Below are 17,649 nucleotides of genomic sequence, written 5' to 3'. Positions count from 1 at the left end.
TGCCTTGCCGATGCGCAGCGCTCGCTATGAGGGGCTGGGCCATGGGGGAGTCGCGTTGCTGTAAGCCTTGCCGATTCGCAACTCTCTAATGAACTTAGCCTTTAATAGATGGCGCTGCTCTCCTGCAAGGCGCACGCTCCTCGGATTTTTCGCCCCCAGTTGCCAGTTTCCAATTCCGGCACGCAACGGTATACAGCCAACGAACTGCAAAAATTTCGCTCACTCGAGCCCATTGGCTTTCATGAAACGTATTGCATTGATCCTGTGCAGCGCCACCTTGATCACGACCGGTTGCGCCACGCCCCCTGAAACGGGCGAAAAGGCCGTCGACACCAAGATGGCCGCTGCTCAAATCGAACCCTTCGACGGCGACGAGCGCCTTTCCGACACGGCCGTGCCGACGCACTACCGGCTCAGCCTCGAGCTCGACCCGGCCGAGGAGACCTTCTCGGGCACCGCCTCGATCACCGTCGAGTTGGCCGAGGCGACTGACCGGATCGATCTGCACGCCAAAGACCTCGACATCGAGCGCGTGTGGGTCAACGTGGGCAAGGCGAAATACGAAGCGAAGGTCGTCGAGGGCAAAAACGGCGGGGTGACCGTCGCTCTCGACGAGCCCATCGGGCCGTCGAAGCTGCAGGCGAAGACAGCGCTGGTCTTCGAGTACACCGCTCCGCTCGACGAGAAGCCCCACGGGCTCTACCGCGTCAAAGACGGCGACGACTGGTATGCGTTTACCCAATTCCAGCCGCTGTCGGCGCGCGAGGCGTTTCCGTCCTTCGACGAGCCGCGCTTCAAGACACCGTTCGACGTGCGCATCACGGTGCCCGACGGCCAAAAAGCCTTCGCCAACACGCCGACCTCGAGCGTAACCGAAGAGGGCGACCGGGTCGTCTACGATTACGCGTCGACCGAGCCGCTGCCGACCTACCTGGTCGCGTTCGCCGCAGGCCCCCTCGAGGTCCTCGAGGCCCCCAAAGACGCCATTCCGGGCGTGCCGCTTCGGGTCATCACCACCAAAGGCAAGTCCAAGCTCGCCAAGTACGCGCTCGACGTCGCGCCCGCTCTGTTGAAGGCGCAGACCGACTACTTCGGCATGGAGCTTCCCTACGCCAAGATCGACATGGTCGCCGTGCCCAACTTCTGGGCCGGCGCGATGGAAAACGTCGGCTTGGTGACCTTCCGAGAGCGCCTGCTGCTGGTCGACCCGGACAACGCCACCCCGGGCGACAAGTACGCGCTGCAGAGCGTCATGGCGCACGAGTTCGCGCATATGTGGTTCGGCAACTACGTCACCCCCGCCTGGTGGAACGACATCTGGCTCAACGAGGCGTTCGCCACCTGGATGGCCACGCGCACCCTCGCCGAGGTCGCGCCCGAGCTCGAACCGCGCATCGACGCGGTCAAAGGCTCGTTGCGGGTCATGAGCGCCGACGCCCTCGCGCATGCCCGCGCCATTCGCCAGCCGATTCGCGACGGCGGCGACGTGATGAACGCCTTCGACGGCATCACCTACACCAAGGGACGCGCCGTCTTGCAGATGTTCGAGTCTTGGCTGGGCGAGGAAGATTTTCGTGACGGCGTCCGCGCGCATCTGGAGGCCAACGCGCATGGAAACGGCACTACCAAAGAGCTTCTGAGCGCCTGGCAGGAGGTCTCCGGCAAGCCCGTCGAGCAGACCATTCGCCAGTTTTTGGATCAACCGGGCACGCCGCTCGTCGAGCTCGACTACAAGTGCGAGGCGGGCAAGACGACCGTGCAGCTCGAGCAGTCGCGCTACCTGCCCGCCGGCAGCACCGCCGACCACGGCGAGCCGTGGCATATCCCGATGTGCATCAAGTACGAGGCGGACGGCAAGGTCGTGCGCACCTGCGAGGTGCTCGACGCGCCTAAGAAGACGCTGACCCTCGCCGGCGATACCTGCCCGGCGTGGATCCACCCAAACGCCGACGAGGCCGGCTACTACCACTGGAAGCTCCCGGGCGACCACTTCGTGGCGCTCGCCAAAGACTACCGCGACGCGTTGAGCATGCCCGAGAAGGTCGCGCTCTTGCCGCACGCCAAGGCCCTGGTCGAAGCGCACGGTTTGGCCTACGGCGACTACTTGAAGCTCGTCGAGCATATGGCCCGTGAAGACCACCGCGTCATCGTCGGGCAGGTCATCGACGCGCTGTATGGCATCGACGAACACGCCGTCGACGAGACCAACCGCGCCCAATTCACCGCATGGGCCAAAAAGATCATCGACCCGCACGTCAATCGCCTCGGGTTCGCGCCCAAAGACGGCGAGCCCGCCGAAGACGGCTTGTTGCGCCCGAAGGTGATTCGTGCGGCGGCGGACTTGGCCAACGACACAAAGGTCATCGAGCAGGCGAAGGGCGTGGCCAAAGAGTACCTCCAAGATCCGACGAGCGTCTCGATTCCGCAGGCCAAGCTCGCCCTTCGTATCGCTGCCTGGAGCGGCGACGAGGCGCTCTGGAAGAAACTACGCGCCGCCATCACCAAGGCGCCGACTCCGTCGGCCCGCGTGGCGACCATCGGCGCGCTCGGGAGCTTCCGCAGCCCGGAACTCGTCAAACAGTCCCTCGAGCTGCTGCTCACCGACGCCATTCGCTCCCAGGATGCGTGGACGCTCATGGGACCGACGCTCGGCGAGCCCGAAACCCGCGAGGTCGCCTGGTCGTGGCTCGAGCAAAACTACGACGCGCTCGTCGAGAAGGTCGGCGCCAAGAGCGCGACCTCGCTCCCCTGGGTCGGCTCGGCGTTCTGCTCCAAGGCGCGCAAAGACCAGGTCGAGGCGTTCTTCAGCAAAGAGGAGCGCAAGGTCAAGGGCATGGAGCGCAACCTGGGCCAGGCCCTCGAGAGTATCGACCGCTGTGTGCGGTATCGGGAGTATATGGCCGAGGATGCGCGGGCGTTTTTGGAGGATATTTGATTTTCGGGCGGCTATTGATGCAGACAAACTACAATTTTAGGGTCGTTCAAATCATCGTCTCGGGTGATTGGAGCAACCCCAAAATCGTAGTTTGTCTGCCCAAATAGACGTTCAAATCATCGTCTCGGGTGATTGGAGCAACCCCAAAATCGTAGTTTGTCCGCCCAAATAGCTATCTCAAAACTGCACGTTGCAATCCGTCAGATACGAATTGCAATACCCGCCCTCGACCTGCGGGCGCAGGCACGCCTCGAGCGCGTACGGGCCGGCGCCGCCGGGCACGTGGCACTCGCCGCAGCGCTTGTCGAGCACCGGCTTGATGTCCTTGTGGTAGGTCACGCCCTCGTCGAGGCCTTCGCCGTCGTCTCCCGGAGACGACGAGCAGGCTGGAGCGAGAAAGGCGAGGGCGACTGCGCAGGCGAAGAGACGCTGGGTGAGTCGAGTGGTTGCGCGCATGAATATCCGGCCGAGCAGGGTGCTTGTTTAGTGTTCACTTACTTAGGTCTGTAGTGAACAGGATCTCGGCCGATGTTGCAATAGTGGTGCGTTTGGTTTTAGTTGTGGAATGGTCAATCAGCGCCAATCGTTAGGCAGACACAAAGTACCGGCCAACAAACACGAAGAGGTAAATAGATGCGCCGCCAAATCCAGAAAGTTATCAACGACGAGATCAATCCGATGGTCGCCGGGCACGGCGGCGAGATCGCGATGGTCGATTATTTCGAGAAGAATCTGTACATCCAGATGAGCGGCGGCTGCCAAGGCTGCGCCGCGTCGACCGCCACCCTCAAGCAGGGCATCGAGCGCATCTTGCGCGAGCATTTCGGCGACGACATCAACGAGATCATCGACGTGACCGACCACAGCTCGGGCGATAACCCGTATTACACCGACTCGGCAGCCAGCCCGTTTGGTTGATCGACGTATCGCAGGTGGGTGACACCGCCAGGGGCGGCCTACGCCGCCCCGGCTCACCTACTCCGCCACCACCGTCACCCTCGACACCCCGCCACAGCTCGCCTCTCCCTGATCATCCCAGACATCCAACTCCACCAAGTACTGACCGGGCACGTCCAACGGTAGATTCACCGTCGATGAGAACGTGTTGGGCATCAACGCCGACTCTGATCCCTCCGGCCGCGCGACGATCTCCCACGAGTACCGCTCCACGTCTCCATCCGGGTCGACGCTGTCCAGGCCGCTCAACTCGACCGTCTCGCCGGTCTGCGCGCGCAAGCTACGCACGAACGGGACCGTGACGTCCGAGCCTTCTCGCCGTGCGCCTGCGCGGGCGACCGGGCAGTCGTTGGCGTCGGTCTCGCGCAACAGTCCGATGCGAATCACTGGCTTGTCGGGCACGTTCGTCTCGATGACGACCTCGCCTTCGTTCCACTCGAAGGAGCGCCCTGTATAGACGATGGGGATGACGACCGACTCGCCGGGGTCGACGAGCGCGGAGAGCTCGGGTAGTCGCTCCGGCAGTGCATCCTCGGGCAGGTAGAAGCCGCCGCCCGAGTCGATCTCCAGGCGCACGGCCCGGAGCGCGAGGTTCGACCGCGTCGCGCAGTTGGTGATGACGATCTCTTTGACGATGCGCTCGCCGGGCGCCTGCGGGCGAAACACCATGTTGCGCTCCGGCTCGACCTCGATGCACGGCGGGTTCTGGTCGGCAGAGACCGGCACGGTAAAGGGGCCACGCGGGTCGTTCGATTCGACCACGAGTTCGGCGCTCATCGGCGCGCTCGACTGAGTTCCGTACCACACGCGCACCTCGAACGACTCGCCGGGGGCGAGTTCATCGGGCCAGCCCGCGTCGGGTGGCGTTCCCAGCTCGAACGCTTCGTCGCCGGTGAGGCTCACGGCGTCGATGCGCAAGGGAAGGGTGCCTGCGTTTCGAATGACGGTCTCACGCCACCCTCGCCGCCAGGTGGGATCGGAGTTGCCGATACGCTCGAAGACGAGCCGCGCCGGATTCGCCGCGATGCGCGGCGCGGGCTCCGGCTCGGGCACGTCGGGCCCGGTATCGGGGCCCGGCTCGATGGGACTAGGCCCAGTCGGATTGGGCGAGACGCAATATCCCTGCGGCGAGCAGACCCGGTCGTACCGACACTGCTCGTCGGAGGTGCAGTCGACCTCGCCGAGGTCGATGCACCCGGTCGACGAAAGAGACGTCGCGGCGAAAACGGCGAACAGCGCGGCGAGTATCGGGCGTGTCGACATAGGTAGATTTGGAAGACGGTCGTTGCAATTTCCCCAGACAATGGGTTGTACGGACGAGGTCGACCGATTGGTAAAAATTTTCCTCGGACCGAATGCATCTTGCCCTCGCAATCGGTGCCGTTCGACTCCTTACGGCGCCGTCGGAAACCCGTCATACACCTGGTCGACCGCCATTATCTGCCCCGAAGGCCACGTCAACTGCGCGACGTGCCAGAAGAGTTCGTCGTGGTCCAAGTACTTGTCGGCGAATTCGAACGCCAGCAGGCCGTCGATGTAGACGCGCAGCGTGGCGTACGAGGCGCCCAACGTCCCGGAGGCGTAGTAATAAGCGCCGATATTGTAGGTGAGGTTCTCGAGCCCGGAGTGGGTGATATTCTCGGGCCCGGCGCCATTGGTGTCGTCGAGATCGAGGCTCGGATCGTCCCACGAGTCGCCTTGCACGCCCCAATCGCCTCTGGGGTTCTCCCAGAAGATATCCCACGGGTAGTTGTTCCACTGCCCGTTGGGGTGCAGGTAGTGCAGGTCGAAGTCGGTGCCGCTGCCGTCAGTCTGGTCGGCATCGGCCGGGGTGTCCCAGGTCAGCTCGATGTGTACGTCTTCATTCGGTATGGCGCGGATGCGAATCTCGTCGCGCGCGTCACACACGACGTCGCCGTCGTCATAGATCACGCGCAGCTCGAGTTCATACCAGCCCGCCAGGTCGAGGAAGAGGGTCGGTTGCTCGACGGTGTTGCTCGGCACCAACCGCGTCGTCGAGCCGCTGGGGCGCGATACGAGTGTCCATTCGTACCGAGTGATGTCTCCGCTGCTGCTGGTCGCGTCGAGCGAGACTGTTTCGAGGGGCGCTACTGCGAGCCCGGTGATCTGCCAGTCCGACTCGTGCTCGCCTCGGGCGCGCGCTACGGCCGTCGGGCAATTAGGCGTCGCGGCGTCCGGGACGGACGTGTCGGGGAGCGACGTATCCGGCTCGTTGCCCACGTCCGGCTGCGGCGTGGTGTCAGGGCCAGGCGTCGTGTCGGGGGTTGGCGTGGTGTCCGGAGGCGTGGACACGTCGGAGACGGCGTCCGGGGGCTCGATCGGAGTCGTATCGGGACCGGGACCGGCGTCATGGGGGCCGGCATCAACAGGTCCGGCGTCTTCTTCGATGGGAGTTTGGGTCGGCGGAGCTGTCCACGTGCACTGGCCGGCCGTCGAGCAGACGCGGCCGAATCGGCAGTCATTGTCACTCTCGCAGGTGACCTCGCCGAGGTCGACGCAGCCGGACAGAGCGAGCAGTGTCAACGAGGCGAAGAGCGGAAAGATGAGACGACACGACGTCATGGCAGGCCCCCAAACTTATGAGCGAATAAAGCGGGTGGAAGCATCACAAAGGACTTCCACCGTTGTACCTGCATGCGGCGCTTGTTTCAAATCTGCAACGAAACCCGGACCGAGCAAGAGGCGTCGGGCGAGTCGACTGTATCGCTCGTCGACGCGGTGTCGACGCACGCGCCGGTGATCTCGCTGCAGACGCGTCCGAATCGACAATCGTCGTCGGACGTGCAGTCGTCGTGTTGGTTGAAATCGATGCAGCCGCCGAGCAGCGCGGCGGCCAGCAGACAAATAGGCAGCAGTCGGAGCGTCGTATTCTGCATCATCAGAAAGAGTCCTTCGGAGGACGGTCGTTGCAAACCCCCAGGCATAGAGTTGTACGGACGCGGTCGACCGATTGGTAAAAAAACTCGCAGCGAGTGCAGGAATGAGGCCAGCGCCATCGTTTGCAGGCAGCGCTTCCAGCGCTGGGCGCACAAGCGTTCGCCCTCGCTGCCAGGGCTAGAAGCCCTGCCTCCTATGGCTTGGGCTGGACTCCCATGGGGGAATCCACCATATTCTCTAGCCGTCGTTGAGACCCAACCGCCACGCGCCCAAGGACCGAGGCCATGAGCACCACCCGCGACAATACCCACAAACTCGAAGAGCTCCTGCAACAACGTATCCTCGTGCTCGACGGCGCGATGGGCACCATGATCCAGCGCCACGAGTTGACCGAGGAGGATTTTCGCGGCGAGCGCTTTGCCGAGCATTCGTGTGAGCTGCAGGGCAACAACGACCTGCTCGTGCTCACCCAGCCCGACATCATCGAGGAGATTCACACCCAGTACCTGGAGGCGGGCGCGGACATCATCGAGACGAACACCTTCAGCGCCCAGCGCGTCTCGATGGCCGACTACGACGTCGAGGACCTCGTCTACGAGATGAACGTCGAGGCGGCCAAGGTCGCCCGGCGCGCGGCCGACAAGGTCAGCGAGCAGACGCCCGACAAGCCGCGCTTTGTCGCCGGCTCCATGGGCCCGACGAACAAGACTCTGAGCCTGTCGCCCGACGTGACCGACCCGACCTACCGGGCGATTTCGTTCGACGAGCTCGAGGACGCCTACGTCGAGCAGGTGCGCGGGCTCATCGACGGCGGCGTCGACCTGCTGCTCATCGAGACGATCTTCGACACCCTCAACGCCAAGGCGGCGGTCACCGCCATCCAGAAGGTCTTCGCCGAGAAGGGCGTCGAGCTCCCGCTGATCATCTCGGTGACGATCACGGACCAGAGCGGGCGCACGCTCTCCGGGCAGACCATCGAGGCGTTCTGGATCTCCATCGAGCACGCCAACCCCTTGCTGGTGGGCATCAACTGCGCGCTCGGCCCCAAGGAGATGCGCCCGCACATGGAGGCGTTGAGCGACATCGCCTCGACCTACACCTCCTGCTACCCCAACGCCGGCTTGCCCAACGAATTCGGCGAGTACGACGAGAGCCCGGCCGAGATGGCCGAGGTCCTGCGTGAGTACATGGCCGAGGGCTGGATCAACGTCGTCGGCGGCTGCTGCGGCACCACCCCCGACCACATCGCCGCCTTCGCCGAAGCCGCGCCCGACTACGCCCCGCGCGAGGTCCCCGAGCCGATTCCGTACACCCACTACGCCGGCTTGGAGCCGCTGATCGTGCGCCCCGACGCCAACTTCGTGATGATCGGCGAGCGCACCAACGTCGCCGGCTCGCGCCGGTTTCGCCGGCTCATCAAGAACGGGGAGTTCGAGGAGGCCGTCGCCGTCGCCCGCGGGCAGGTCGAGGGCGGCGCCAACGTCATCGACATCAACATGGACGAGGGCCTGCTCGACTCCGAGGAGGCGATGGAGACCTTCCTCAACATCATCGCCACCGAGCCCGACATCGCCCGCGTGCCCATCATGATCGACAGCTCGAAGTTCTCGGTGCTCGAGCAGGGGCTCAAGTGCGTGCAGGGCAAGGCGATCGTCAACTCGCTGAGCCTCAAAGAGGGCGAAGAGGCCTTCAAAGAGCAAGCCCGCAGAGTGCGCCAATTCGGCGCGGCGGTCGTGGTCATGGGCTTCGACGAGGAGGGCCAGGCCACCAACGTCGAGCGCCGCGTCGACATCGCCAAGCGCGCCTACCGCATCCTCACCGAAGAGTGCGGCTTCGACGGCCACGACATCCTCTTCGACCCGAATATCCTGACGGTCGCCACCGGCATGGACGAGCACAACGAGTACGGCGTCAACTTCATCGAGGCGGTGCGCCGCATCAAAGAGCTCTTCCCCGAGACCAAGACCACCGGCGGGGTGAGCAACGTGTCGTTCTCGTTTCGCGGCAACAACGTGGTGCGCGAGGCGATTCACGCCGCATTTTTGTACCACGCCATCGACGCCGGACTGGACAGCGGCATCGTCAACGCCGGCCAGCTCACCGTCTACGACGACGTCGAGCCCGAGCTGTTGGAGCGCGTCGAGGACGTCCTCTTCAACCGCCGCCCCGACGCCACCGACCGCCTCGTCGAGTACTCCGAGAAGTTCAAGGGCCAGACCACCGACCGCACCCAGGTGCTCGAGTGGCGCGAGGGCAGCGTCGAAGAGCGGCTTCGCCACGCGCTCGTGCACGGCGTCGACAAGTTCATCGAAGAGGACGTCGAAGAGGCTCGCCAGCAGTACGACGAGCCGCTCGACATCATCGAGGGGCCGCTGATGGCCGGCATGAACGTCGTCGGCGACCTGTTCGGCGCCGGCAAGATGTTCTTGCCCCAGGTCGTCAAGAGCGCCCGCGCCATGAAGAAGGCCGTCGCCGTGCTCCTTCCGTACATGGAAGACGAGCAGGGCGAGACCCGCGAGGCGGGCACCGTGCTGCTCGCCACGGTCAAAGGCGACGTGCACGATATCGGCAAGAATATCGTCGGGGTCGTCCTCGGCTGTAACAACTACCGCGTGGTCGATCTGGGCGTGATGGTCGCCGCCGACAAGATCTTGCAGGCCGCCCAGGACGAAGGCGCCGACTTTGTGGGCCTGAGCGGGCTCATCACCCCCTCGCTCGACGAGATGGTCCACGTCGCCAAGGAGATGCAGCGCCTCGAGATGGACGTGCCGTTGCTCATCGGCGGCGCGACCACCAGCCGCCGACACACCGCGGTCAAGATCGCGCCGGTCTACGACCACCCCGTCGTCCACGTCCAGGACGCCTCGCGGGTGACCAACGTGGTCGGCTCGCTGCTCAACCCGGCCAAGCGCGACGAGTTCATCCAAGAGAACCAGTCCTTCCAGGAGCGCGACCGCGCGCTGCACACAGGCAAGGGCGGGCGCAACCTCGTCTCACTCGACGAGGCCCGCCAGAACCGCTTCGAGGTCGACTGGCGCGAGGAGGACATCGCCACGCCCGCGTTCACCGGCGTGCGCACCGTCGAGAAGATGTCGCTCGAAACACTCGCCGACTACATCGACTGGACCCCGTTCTTCTTCTCCTGGGAGCTCCGCTACCCGTACCCGCAGATCTTCGAGCACGACGACTACGGAGAGGCCGCCAAGGAGCTCTTCGAGAACGCCCAGCGCATGCTCGCCGACATCATCGAGAATGAGTGGCTGCAGGCCAACGGTGTCTACGGCATCTTCCCGGCCAACGCCGACGGCGACGACATCCTGCTGTACACCGACGAGTCGCGCACCGACGTGCTCGAGCGGCTGTGCATGCTTCGCCAGCAGCGAAAGCCGCGCGGCGAGAAGCAAAAGAATATGTGCCTGTCCGATTTCGTCGCCCCGGTCGACTCGGGCCTCGACGACTACGTGGGCGCGTTCGCCGTGACCGGGGGCTTGGGCATCGACGAGCTCGTCGCCCGCTTCGACGCCGAGCACGACGACTACAAAAAGATCATGGCCAAAGTCTTGTCCGATCGACTCGCCGAGGCCTTCGCCGAATACCTGCACGAAAAGGTCCGCGAGGAGCTCGGCTACGGCAAAGACGAGGAGCTCTCGAACGAAGAGCTCATCGCCGAAGAGTACCGCGGCATCCGCCCTGCGCCGGGCTACCCCGCCTGCCCCGACCACACCGAAAAGGGCAAGCTGTGGGAGCTACTCGACGTCGACGAGCGCGCAGGCATCGACCTCACTGACAGCTACGCGATGCACCCGGGTGGGTCGGTCTCGGGCTGGTACATCTCGCACCCCGACGCGCGCTACTTCAACGTCGGGCTCCTCAAGAAGGACCAGGTCGAGGACTACGCCGCGCGCAAAGGAATGTCGGTCGAAGAGGCCGAGCGGTGGCTCGCGCCGAATCTCGGCTACGAGCCCGAGTAATCGGTGCGTGGACATCTTGCCCTCACCAACCCATCGGTGCGTGGGCATCTTGCCCTCACCAATCCATCGGTGCGTGGGCATCTTGCCCTCACCAATCCATCGGTGCGTGGGCATCTTGCCCTCGCGAAAAACCGGTGCGTGGGCATCTTTCCCTCGCGAAAAACGGTGCGTGGGCATCTTGCCCTCGCAAAAATCGGTGCGTGGGCATCTTGCCCTCGCAAAAATCGGTGCGTGGGCATCTTGCCCTCGTCACGAACACGGTGTCCGACACCGCCCCGCCCGGGATTGTTTGCGCCTTGTCGAGGAGTTATATTCTTAGTGAACCGCGCAAGGTGTTTCTTCGAAGCGAGCCTAGATCAGATGACACACACGCCTGACAACCCACCAGAACAAGTGACTCCGAAGCAGCGCGTTCTCGAATTCGTTCGAGGTCTGCCCGACGACGCTAGCTTCGAGGAAATCGAGAGACAGTTCCGTGAGGAGCTACGCACCCGTTATATTCGGGCGGTGGTTGACAGTGCCCGAGAGGATATCGAGGCGGGACGGACGATGTCCCATGAAGAGTTGAAGAAGCAACGGGGCTTTGAGTGAATCTGAACTGGACCGCGACGGCGATAGCGACGTTAGACTCAATCAGTCGCTATCTCGCCGAAGAGGCCGATAAAAGAACGGCCCGCGTGATGGAGGGGCGTATCATCACGAAGGTCGGAGAAATCCCGTCGTTTCCAAAGTCAGGCCGTGCCGTTCCCGAACTGAACACCCCCGAGATCCGTGAGGTGTTCGTCGGCTCCTACCGTATCGTTTACCAGCTAGACTCCGTCGAATCCCCTTCTCGTATCGATGTTCTTGGAGTGGTGCACGGCTCCCAGCTTTTCGAGAACACTGCCGTTTGGTCGCTGGTTGACGACGACTGAACGACGCTCCCGCCAATCCATCGGTGCGTGGGCATCTTGCCCTCGCGAAAAACGGTGCGTGGGCATCTTGCCCTCGCCAGTCCATCGGTGCGTGGGCATCTTGCCCTCGCGAAAAACGGTGCGTGGGCATCTTGCCCTCGCCAGTCCATCGGTGCGTGGGCATCTTGCCCTCGCGAAAATCGGTGCGTGGGCATCTTGCCCTCGCGAAAAACGGTGCGTGGGCATCTTGCCCTCGCCAGTCATTCGGTCGCCTGAGTACAAAGACATAAGTTCTGTGGCTTTGTGCCCACGCACCGAAGAAGGAAACGAGGGCTAGAAGCCCACGCACCGAAGGAGGAAACGAGGGCTAGAAGCCCCCGCACCGAAGAAGGAAGCGAGGACAGGAAAGCCCACGCACCCAAATCACGCCCCCTCCACCAACGGAAACTCCACGTAAAACGTCGTCCCTTCGCCTACTTCGCTGTCGAAGTTGATACGTCCGTCGAGTCGGCCGACGATCGACTTGGCGATCGTCAGGCCCAGGCCGGTGCCGCCGTGCTTGCGGGTCATCGAGGAGTCGGCCTGGGTGAACTTCTCGAAGATGTTGGCGCGGGCTTCGGGCGGGATGCCAGGGCCGTGGTCGCGCACGCTGACTTGGCCGCGTTGGTTGATGCGGCGCACCGCCACGTCGACCGAGGTGCCCTCGTCGGTGAACTTGATGGCGTTGGACAGCAGGTTGGTGAAGACCTGCAGCAGTCGGCCGCGGTCGGCCTGCACGCATAGCGGCTCGTCGGGGGCGTCGAGCTCGACGCGCACACCGCGTGGCTCGCCCAGCGCGGCGTTGATCTCGACGGCCTCCGAGACCACCTCGTACAGGTCCAAGATTTCCTCGTCGAAGTCGACCTTCTCGAGCGACAGCTTCTGCATGTCGAGCAGGTCGTCGATGATGCGCAGCAGCCGGCGTGCGTTGCGCAGGCCCAGGTCGACCATCTGGCGCGAGCGCTCCGACAACTCCTCGTCCGAATTCTCGGCGAGCAGCCGGAAGATGCCGGTGATCGGCGTCAGGGGCGTGCGCAGCTCGTGGCTGACGATCGAGATGAACTCGTCCTTCATCTTCTTGATTTCGTGCTGGCGGGTGATGTCGACCGCCACCCCGGCGATGCGGTAGGTCTTGCCGTGTCGGTCGCGGATCGGGAAGCCGCGGTCGTGCACCCAGCGAAGCTCTCCGGAGGGCCGCTCGATCTGGTAAGAGACGTCGTAGCCCCCCTGCGGAGCCTTCTCGGCCAGACAGGTTGCCACTACATGGCGATGGCGCTCGACCACCGGCTCGAGCCAGTCGCCCAGCGGCACCGGATCGGAGGGCACCCGCCGATTCCAGATCTTCTCGTAGGCCGGGCTGACGTAGACGATCTCGCGAGACGGCCAGTCCATCAGCCAGAAGACCTCCTCGATATTCTCGGCGAGCTGGCGAAACCGCTCCTCTTTCTCCTTGAGCTCGTCGTAGAGCTTGGCCTTGTTCAGAGACACGGCGATATGCCCGGCCAAAATCTTGAGCACGCGGGTATTCTCTTTGGTGAAGGCGTAGTCGTGCAGGTTGTTCTCGACGTACAAGATGCCGATGACTTCGCCGCTCTCCTCGACGGGCATGCACAAAATGGAGCGCACGGCATGGCTGTCGAGGTAGGGGTCGTCGGCAAAGCGTGGGTCACTGGAGGCTCGGCCGAGCACGACCAGCTCGTCGGTGCGCTGCACGTAGCGCACCACCGAGCGCGCGCCGCCGACCCACTCGTCCAGCTCGAGGCGCGTCGCCGGCTGGGTCGGCTCGCTGTTGATGCGACCCTCGACCACCGCGTGAATGGAATGACCTTCCACCGCGAAGAACGTGCCGTGTTGAGCGCCGGCGTTCTCGAGGACCACTCGCATCAGCGTGGAGAGCAGTTCGTTGAGGTCGAGCTTGGCCGCGATCGACTCGACCGCCTTGAAGACGCTCGTCAGATCGATGGGAGCTTGGTGCTTGCTGGGGTTTCGGGCCCCTGTGGTCCGCCCGCGCTCGATCAAGTCGCGATACTCGCTGCGGAGTGCGGCGACCTTTCGATTGGCTCCCCAGGCGCGGTAGACGCGCTCGGCGCGCCAAAGGTAACTCGCCGCAAAATCGGGCTTGTCATAGGCCAGCCAGAATTCGCCGGCGCGCTCGTTGGCCAGCGCTTCCAGGTGCGTAAAGCCCTGCATCGTGGCCTCTTCGATGGCGCGATCGAACAGCGAGATGGCGTCGCGGAAGCGGTCGTCGAGCCAGGCGACCTCGGCGTCGACGAGCATGCGCTTGTGCAGATAGTTGGGCGGGCACTGCTCGCCGAGCTTGGACAGGCTGTCTTGCAGTGAGTCGAGACGCCGGCGCAGGGGCTTGCGCGCGCCAGCGTCGAGCTGATGACACCGGTCGGCCAAGCCGAGCGCCATATAAAACGACCAGCGCCCGGTGTCGAAGGTGCCCACCATCGCGCCAATATTCTCCTCCATCTCTTCGAGTAATTGCACGGTCAGCTCGGCATCGCCGTAGATGTAGGCGACTTGAGCGCGCGCGACTTGAAACGTGGCGCAGACCGCGTCCAAGCCATAGCTTCGGCAGTGTTCGAGCAGCGCGTCGGCGTCGGCAAATTCGTAGCTGGCGAAGCTCTTCTCGTCGGTGGTATGGCCGAGCAGGTTTCGCGCCAGCGCCACGTACGCCTCGGCTTGCGCGGTCATGGGGCCGTGAGCGTACTTGTTGCCCAACTTGCGGGCCGCTTCGGCGTGCTCGAACACCTCGTGCAATTCCTCGCCGGCCATCGCCGAGTACATCAACTCGCATGACTTGCACCAGCCGGCGAAGGGGACATTCCCCGCGCGCATGCCGGCCTCGTGCCCTTCGGCCAACAGCTCGACGCAGTCACGCAACGGGCGCGACCAGTGCATGAGCATGGCGGCATTGATGAAGGCGACGTGGCAAAAGACCGAGTCGTTTTGCGACTCACGCGCAGCGTGCAGCGCGAGCTGGCCGACTCGATAGCCCTCTTGGGCGCGTCCGCGCAGGCTGAGGGTGACTCCATAATGCGAGAGGCCCGACAGGGACTCGGTGCGCATCCCGTGGGCCAGCGTCAGCTTGGTCGACTCCAGGCCGACGATTTGCACGAGGCGGAAATCGAGCAAACCGGCGGCCGGCTCGACGGCCACCAATAGCTTTAACGCGGCGTCGGCTCGCGGGTCGTCTACGCGAGGTAAGTTGGGCAGGTCGTCCAACTCGAGCTGGGCCATCGCCGTGTCGACCTCGTCGAGTTTGGCATCGAGGAGCTCGTCCAGACCTTCGCGCGGAAGCTCTATGCCCAGGGGGGCAAGGCCCTCCCGGGCGGCTTGCACTGCTTGGCCAAGGCGGCCGGCCAGCGCGCGGATGCGCACCAGAATCGCGCAGAGTGTGGCGCGTCGAACCGGGTCCTCGACCTTATCGAGGGTGTCGATACAGATGGTCTCTGCTGCCTCCAAGTTGCCGGCGAGGGCCTCGGCCTGCGACCGAGCCAACGCGACTTTCCAGGCCAACTCGAACTGTGTTTCCCATTTGCTCTTGCCGTCGAAGCGGCAGCGGTCCATCAACTCGTCGGCCTGTCGCAGGTAGCCGCGAGCGGCGACAAACGCCATCGACTCGAGCGCCAGATGCCCGGCGCGCAGGTTGAGCCGCTCGACCTCGAGCGCCTCGAAGGGGTCTTCGAGCAACTCACTTGCCAGGTTCAGGTGACCGACGGTCTCGAAGATCAACTGCGGCTTGGAATCCTCGTGCAGCTTGCTCTGCAGGGTGCGCCCGAGCTCCTTGTGCGTCTCGAGGAGTTGCGCCTCGTGATGCTCGCCACGAGTCGCCAACTGCGCCGCGGCTTCTTGGAGCCGGTCGTGGGTGAAGCTGAACTCCTCGATGATCACCGGCGAGTCGACCTCTTTGGGGTCGTACAGCTTGGCGCCGGTGCTCGGCTTTAGGATTCCCTCGTTGAGGGCGGGCTCCAATTGCCGGTAGACCTCGGGCAGGCTGGCTCCGCGCACCCGTGCGAGTAACTCCAGCTCGAAGGTCGAGCCCATCAGCGCAGCGAAGGTCAAGGTGGTGCGAGTCTGCTCGGGCAACTCCTCGAGGCGCACGAGCAGCAGGTCGATGACGTTTTCGGTGATGTCGGCTTCTTCGATGCGCTCCTGATTCCAGCACCACCGACCGTCCTCCGGGTCGAACCAGAGCAATGACTCGCGATTCAAATTCTCCAAAAAGCGGTTGATAAAGTATGGGTTGCCCGAGGTCTTGGCGTGCACCAGCGCGGCCAAGTCGTCGAGGCGCTTCTCCGGGGGGCGCAGGGTATCGGCGACCAGTTGCTTGACTTGCTCGCAGCTCAGCGGCGGCAATGCGATGTGCTCGACCTCTTGGCCGGCATGCTCGAGCGCTTCGATGGTGCGACGCAACGCGTGATCGGCGTCGACCTCGTCATCGCGGTAGGTGCCCACGACCAGCAGGCTCTCCAACTCCGGTGCGCTCACGAGCGTTTCGAGCAGCGCCAGCGACGCCTCGTCGGCGCGCTGCAGGTCGGAGAGCTGCAAGATGAGGGGGCGCTCCGGCTGACAGAAGACGCTCACGAAGCGCAGCAACGCGCGCCCGAATCGATGTCGGGCCTCGGTCGGCTGTAACTCATCGCTCCCTTCGAGGGGGCCGAGCAGGGTGGTCAGCTCGGGGATCAACGTCGAGAGCAGCGCGGCGTCGTCCCCTAGCGCCTGGCCGATGCGCTTGCGCCACTTGGCCAGGGTCGTCGAAGAGAACCCGAATAGTTGCGAGATGAGGCTGCGCAGCGCCTCCGACACTGCGCCGTAGGGCATCGGCTGCTGGCCCGCGCCGAATTTGCCGCAGCCGAACCAGCAGCTCTTGGCGTTGATTGACTGTTGCAGCTTGGCGGTCAGCGCGGTTTTGCCGATCCCGGTCGGCCCGCTTACCAACACCAACTTCCTGCTGCCGCGAGAGACCTGCTCGAAGCTCTCCATCAACCGACGAACCTCATCGTCGCGCCCGTACAACTTCTGCGAGACATGCAAGATGGCGCGCACGTCCCTCTCGCCGAGCTCGAACGCCTCGATGCTACCCTGTGAGCGCCACTGCTCTTGGCAGCGCTCGAGGTCGATAAGCAGCCCGTGGGCGCTCTGGTAGCGCTCCTCGGGCGCCTTGGCCATCAGACGCATGATGATGTCGGAGAGCACCGGCGCGATCTCGGCGCGCCGCTGGCGCACGGCGATGGGATCGCGCGCCAGATGGCAGTGGAACCACTCGGCGGGATCATCGGCCCCTTCGAAGGGCAGAGCGCCGGTGGCCATTTGGTAGAACACCGTGCCCAACGAGTAGAAGTCGGTGCGGTAGTCGATCTGGCGGTTGGTCCGCCCGGTCTGCTCGGGCGACATGTACGGCAGGGTGCCTTCGGTTTCGTGGGCATGCCGCTTGTCGACTTCGCCCAAAAAGAGCGGCGTCGACAGGCCGAAGTCGACCAGCTTGAGCTCTCCCGTCGCGGGGTTGAGCAAGACATTTTTCGGAGTCAGGTCCCTGTGGATGACCCCCTGAGAGTGCAGATCTCCCAGGGCGCGAGTGGTCTTGATGGCGGTGTCGAGAAACTCGTCGATCGACATCCCATCTTCGGGGATGAACTCCAAGAGAGGGCGCCCGCCGAAGTCTTCTTCGACCAACACCAGCCGGTGCATGTGCTTGATCATCTCGTCGACATGCACCAGATGAGGCCCCTGAAGCTTGTGCGCAATCTCGTACTCGGTGCGAAACCTCACCAGGTCGTGTGGGGAGGGGTGGGTGATCTTGAGCTGCTTGAGGATCACGAGCTGGTCGTCCGCCTCGCGCCGGGCACGGTGTACGATCGTGCGCGGGCTCTCATAGAGAGTCTCGACGACGCGATAGCCTGGCGGCGGAACGGGCATGGGTCCTCTTGCTTGTGAGAGTCGCGCTTGT

Annotated in this window: 9 protein-coding genes; 4 read left to right on the top strand and 5 right to left on the bottom strand. The window is 63.9% G+C overall.

The features are described from left to right. The first annotated feature begins 241 nt into the window (after positions 1-241). Positions 242-2,935 (top strand): M1 family metallopeptidase, encoded by a 2,694-nt coding sequence (locus tag FIV42_RS07875; protein ID WP_168210491.1) that lies wholly within the window; start codon positions 242-244, stop codon positions 2,933-2,935. A gap of 177 nt (positions 2,936-3,112) precedes the next feature. On the opposite strand, the gene FIV42_RS07870 is transcribed toward FIV42_RS07875, so the two are convergent. Beyond that, the gene (locus tag FIV42_RS07870; protein ID WP_141197143.1) at positions 3,113-3,391 is read right to left on the bottom strand and encodes a hypothetical protein; all 279 of its coding nucleotides are present in this window, start codon (positions 3,389-3,391) and stop codon (positions 3,113-3,115) included. 177 nt (positions 3,392-3,568) lie between these two features. Here FIV42_RS07870 and FIV42_RS07865 point away from each other — a divergent pair, with 177 nt between their 5' ends. Beyond that, positions 3,569-3,853: a NifU family protein gene (locus tag FIV42_RS07865; RefSeq protein WP_141197142.1), complete on the top strand. Its 285-nt coding sequence runs from the start codon at positions 3,569-3,571 to the stop codon at positions 3,851-3,853. 57 nt (positions 3,854-3,910) lie between these two features. Here FIV42_RS07865 and FIV42_RS07860 read toward each other — a convergent pair whose 3' ends face one another. From FIV42_RS07860 to FIV42_RS07850, 3 genes are all read right to left on the bottom strand, one after another. Further along, entirely contained in the window at positions 3,911-5,155 is a 1,245-nt protein-coding gene (locus FIV42_RS07860; protein ID WP_141197141.1) for a PKD domain-containing protein, read from the bottom strand. 129 nt (positions 5,156-5,284) lie between these two features. After that, positions 5,285-6,475, bottom strand: a complete 1,191-nt coding sequence (locus FIV42_RS07855; protein ID WP_141197140.1) for a YfaP family protein — start codon at positions 6,473-6,475, stop codon at positions 5,285-5,287. A gap of 86 nt (positions 6,476-6,561) precedes the next feature. After that, positions 6,562-6,792, bottom strand: coding sequence for a hypothetical protein (locus FIV42_RS07850; RefSeq protein WP_141197139.1), 231 nt, complete (start codon positions 6,790-6,792; stop codon positions 6,562-6,564). 282 nt (positions 6,793-7,074) lie between these two features. On the opposite strand from FIV42_RS07850, the gene metH reads away from it, so the two are divergent. Together metH and FIV42_RS07840 are read left to right on the top strand one after the other, a co-directional pair. Continuing rightward, positions 7,075-10,761: a methionine synthase gene (metH, locus tag FIV42_RS07845; protein ID WP_141197138.1), complete on the top strand. Its 3,687-nt coding sequence runs from the start codon at positions 7,075-7,077 to the stop codon at positions 10,759-10,761. Positions 10,762-11,348: 587 nt separating this feature from the next. Further along, positions 11,349-11,675: a type II toxin-antitoxin system RelE/ParE family toxin gene (locus tag FIV42_RS07840; protein ID WP_141197137.1), complete on the top strand. Its 327-nt coding sequence runs from the start codon at positions 11,349-11,351 to the stop codon at positions 11,673-11,675. 402 nt (positions 11,676-12,077) lie between these two features. On the opposite strand, the gene FIV42_RS07835 is transcribed toward FIV42_RS07840, so the two are convergent. Then, positions 12,078-17,618, bottom strand: coding sequence for a protein kinase domain-containing protein (locus tag FIV42_RS07835; protein WP_141197136.1), 5,541 nt, complete (start codon positions 17,616-17,618; stop codon positions 12,078-12,080). Between the last annotated feature and the right edge of the window lie 31 nt (positions 17,619-17,649).

The sequence above is a fragment of the Persicimonas caeni genome (assembly GCF_006517175.1).
GTDB classification, from domain to species: Bacteria; Myxococcota_A; Bradymonadia; order Bradymonadales; family Bradymonadaceae; genus Persicimonas; species Persicimonas caeni.
This window is presented reverse-complemented; position numbering and strand designations above follow the sequence as displayed.

Excerpts from the sequence above, each read along its gene's own strand:
- FIV42_RS07875 (WP_168210491.1), top strand. The coding sequence starts at position 242 with ATGAAACGTATTGCATTGATCCTGTGCAGCGCCACCTTGATCACGACC.
- FIV42_RS07870 (WP_141197143.1), bottom strand. The coding sequence starts at position 3,391 with ATGCGCGCAACCACTCGACTCACCCAGCGTCTCTTCGCCTGCGCAGTC.
- FIV42_RS07865 (WP_141197142.1), top strand. The coding sequence starts at position 3,569 with ATGCGCCGCCAAATCCAGAAAGTTATCAACGACGAGATCAATCCGATG.
- FIV42_RS07860 (WP_141197141.1), bottom strand. The coding sequence starts at position 5,155 with ATGTCGACACGCCCGATACTCGCCGCGCTGTTCGCCGTTTTCGCCGCG.
- FIV42_RS07855 (WP_141197140.1), bottom strand. The coding sequence starts at position 6,475 with ATGACGTCGTGTCGTCTCATCTTTCCGCTCTTCGCCTCGTTGACACTG.
- FIV42_RS07850 (WP_141197139.1), bottom strand. The coding sequence starts at position 6,792 with ATGATGCAGAATACGACGCTCCGACTGCTGCCTATTTGTCTGCTGGCC.
- metH (WP_141197138.1), top strand. The coding sequence starts at position 7,075 with ATGAGCACCACCCGCGACAATACCCACAAACTCGAAGAGCTCCTGCAA.
- FIV42_RS07835 (WP_141197136.1), bottom strand. The coding sequence starts at position 17,618 with ATGCCCGTTCCGCCGCCAGGCTATCGCGTCGTCGAGACTCTCTATGAG.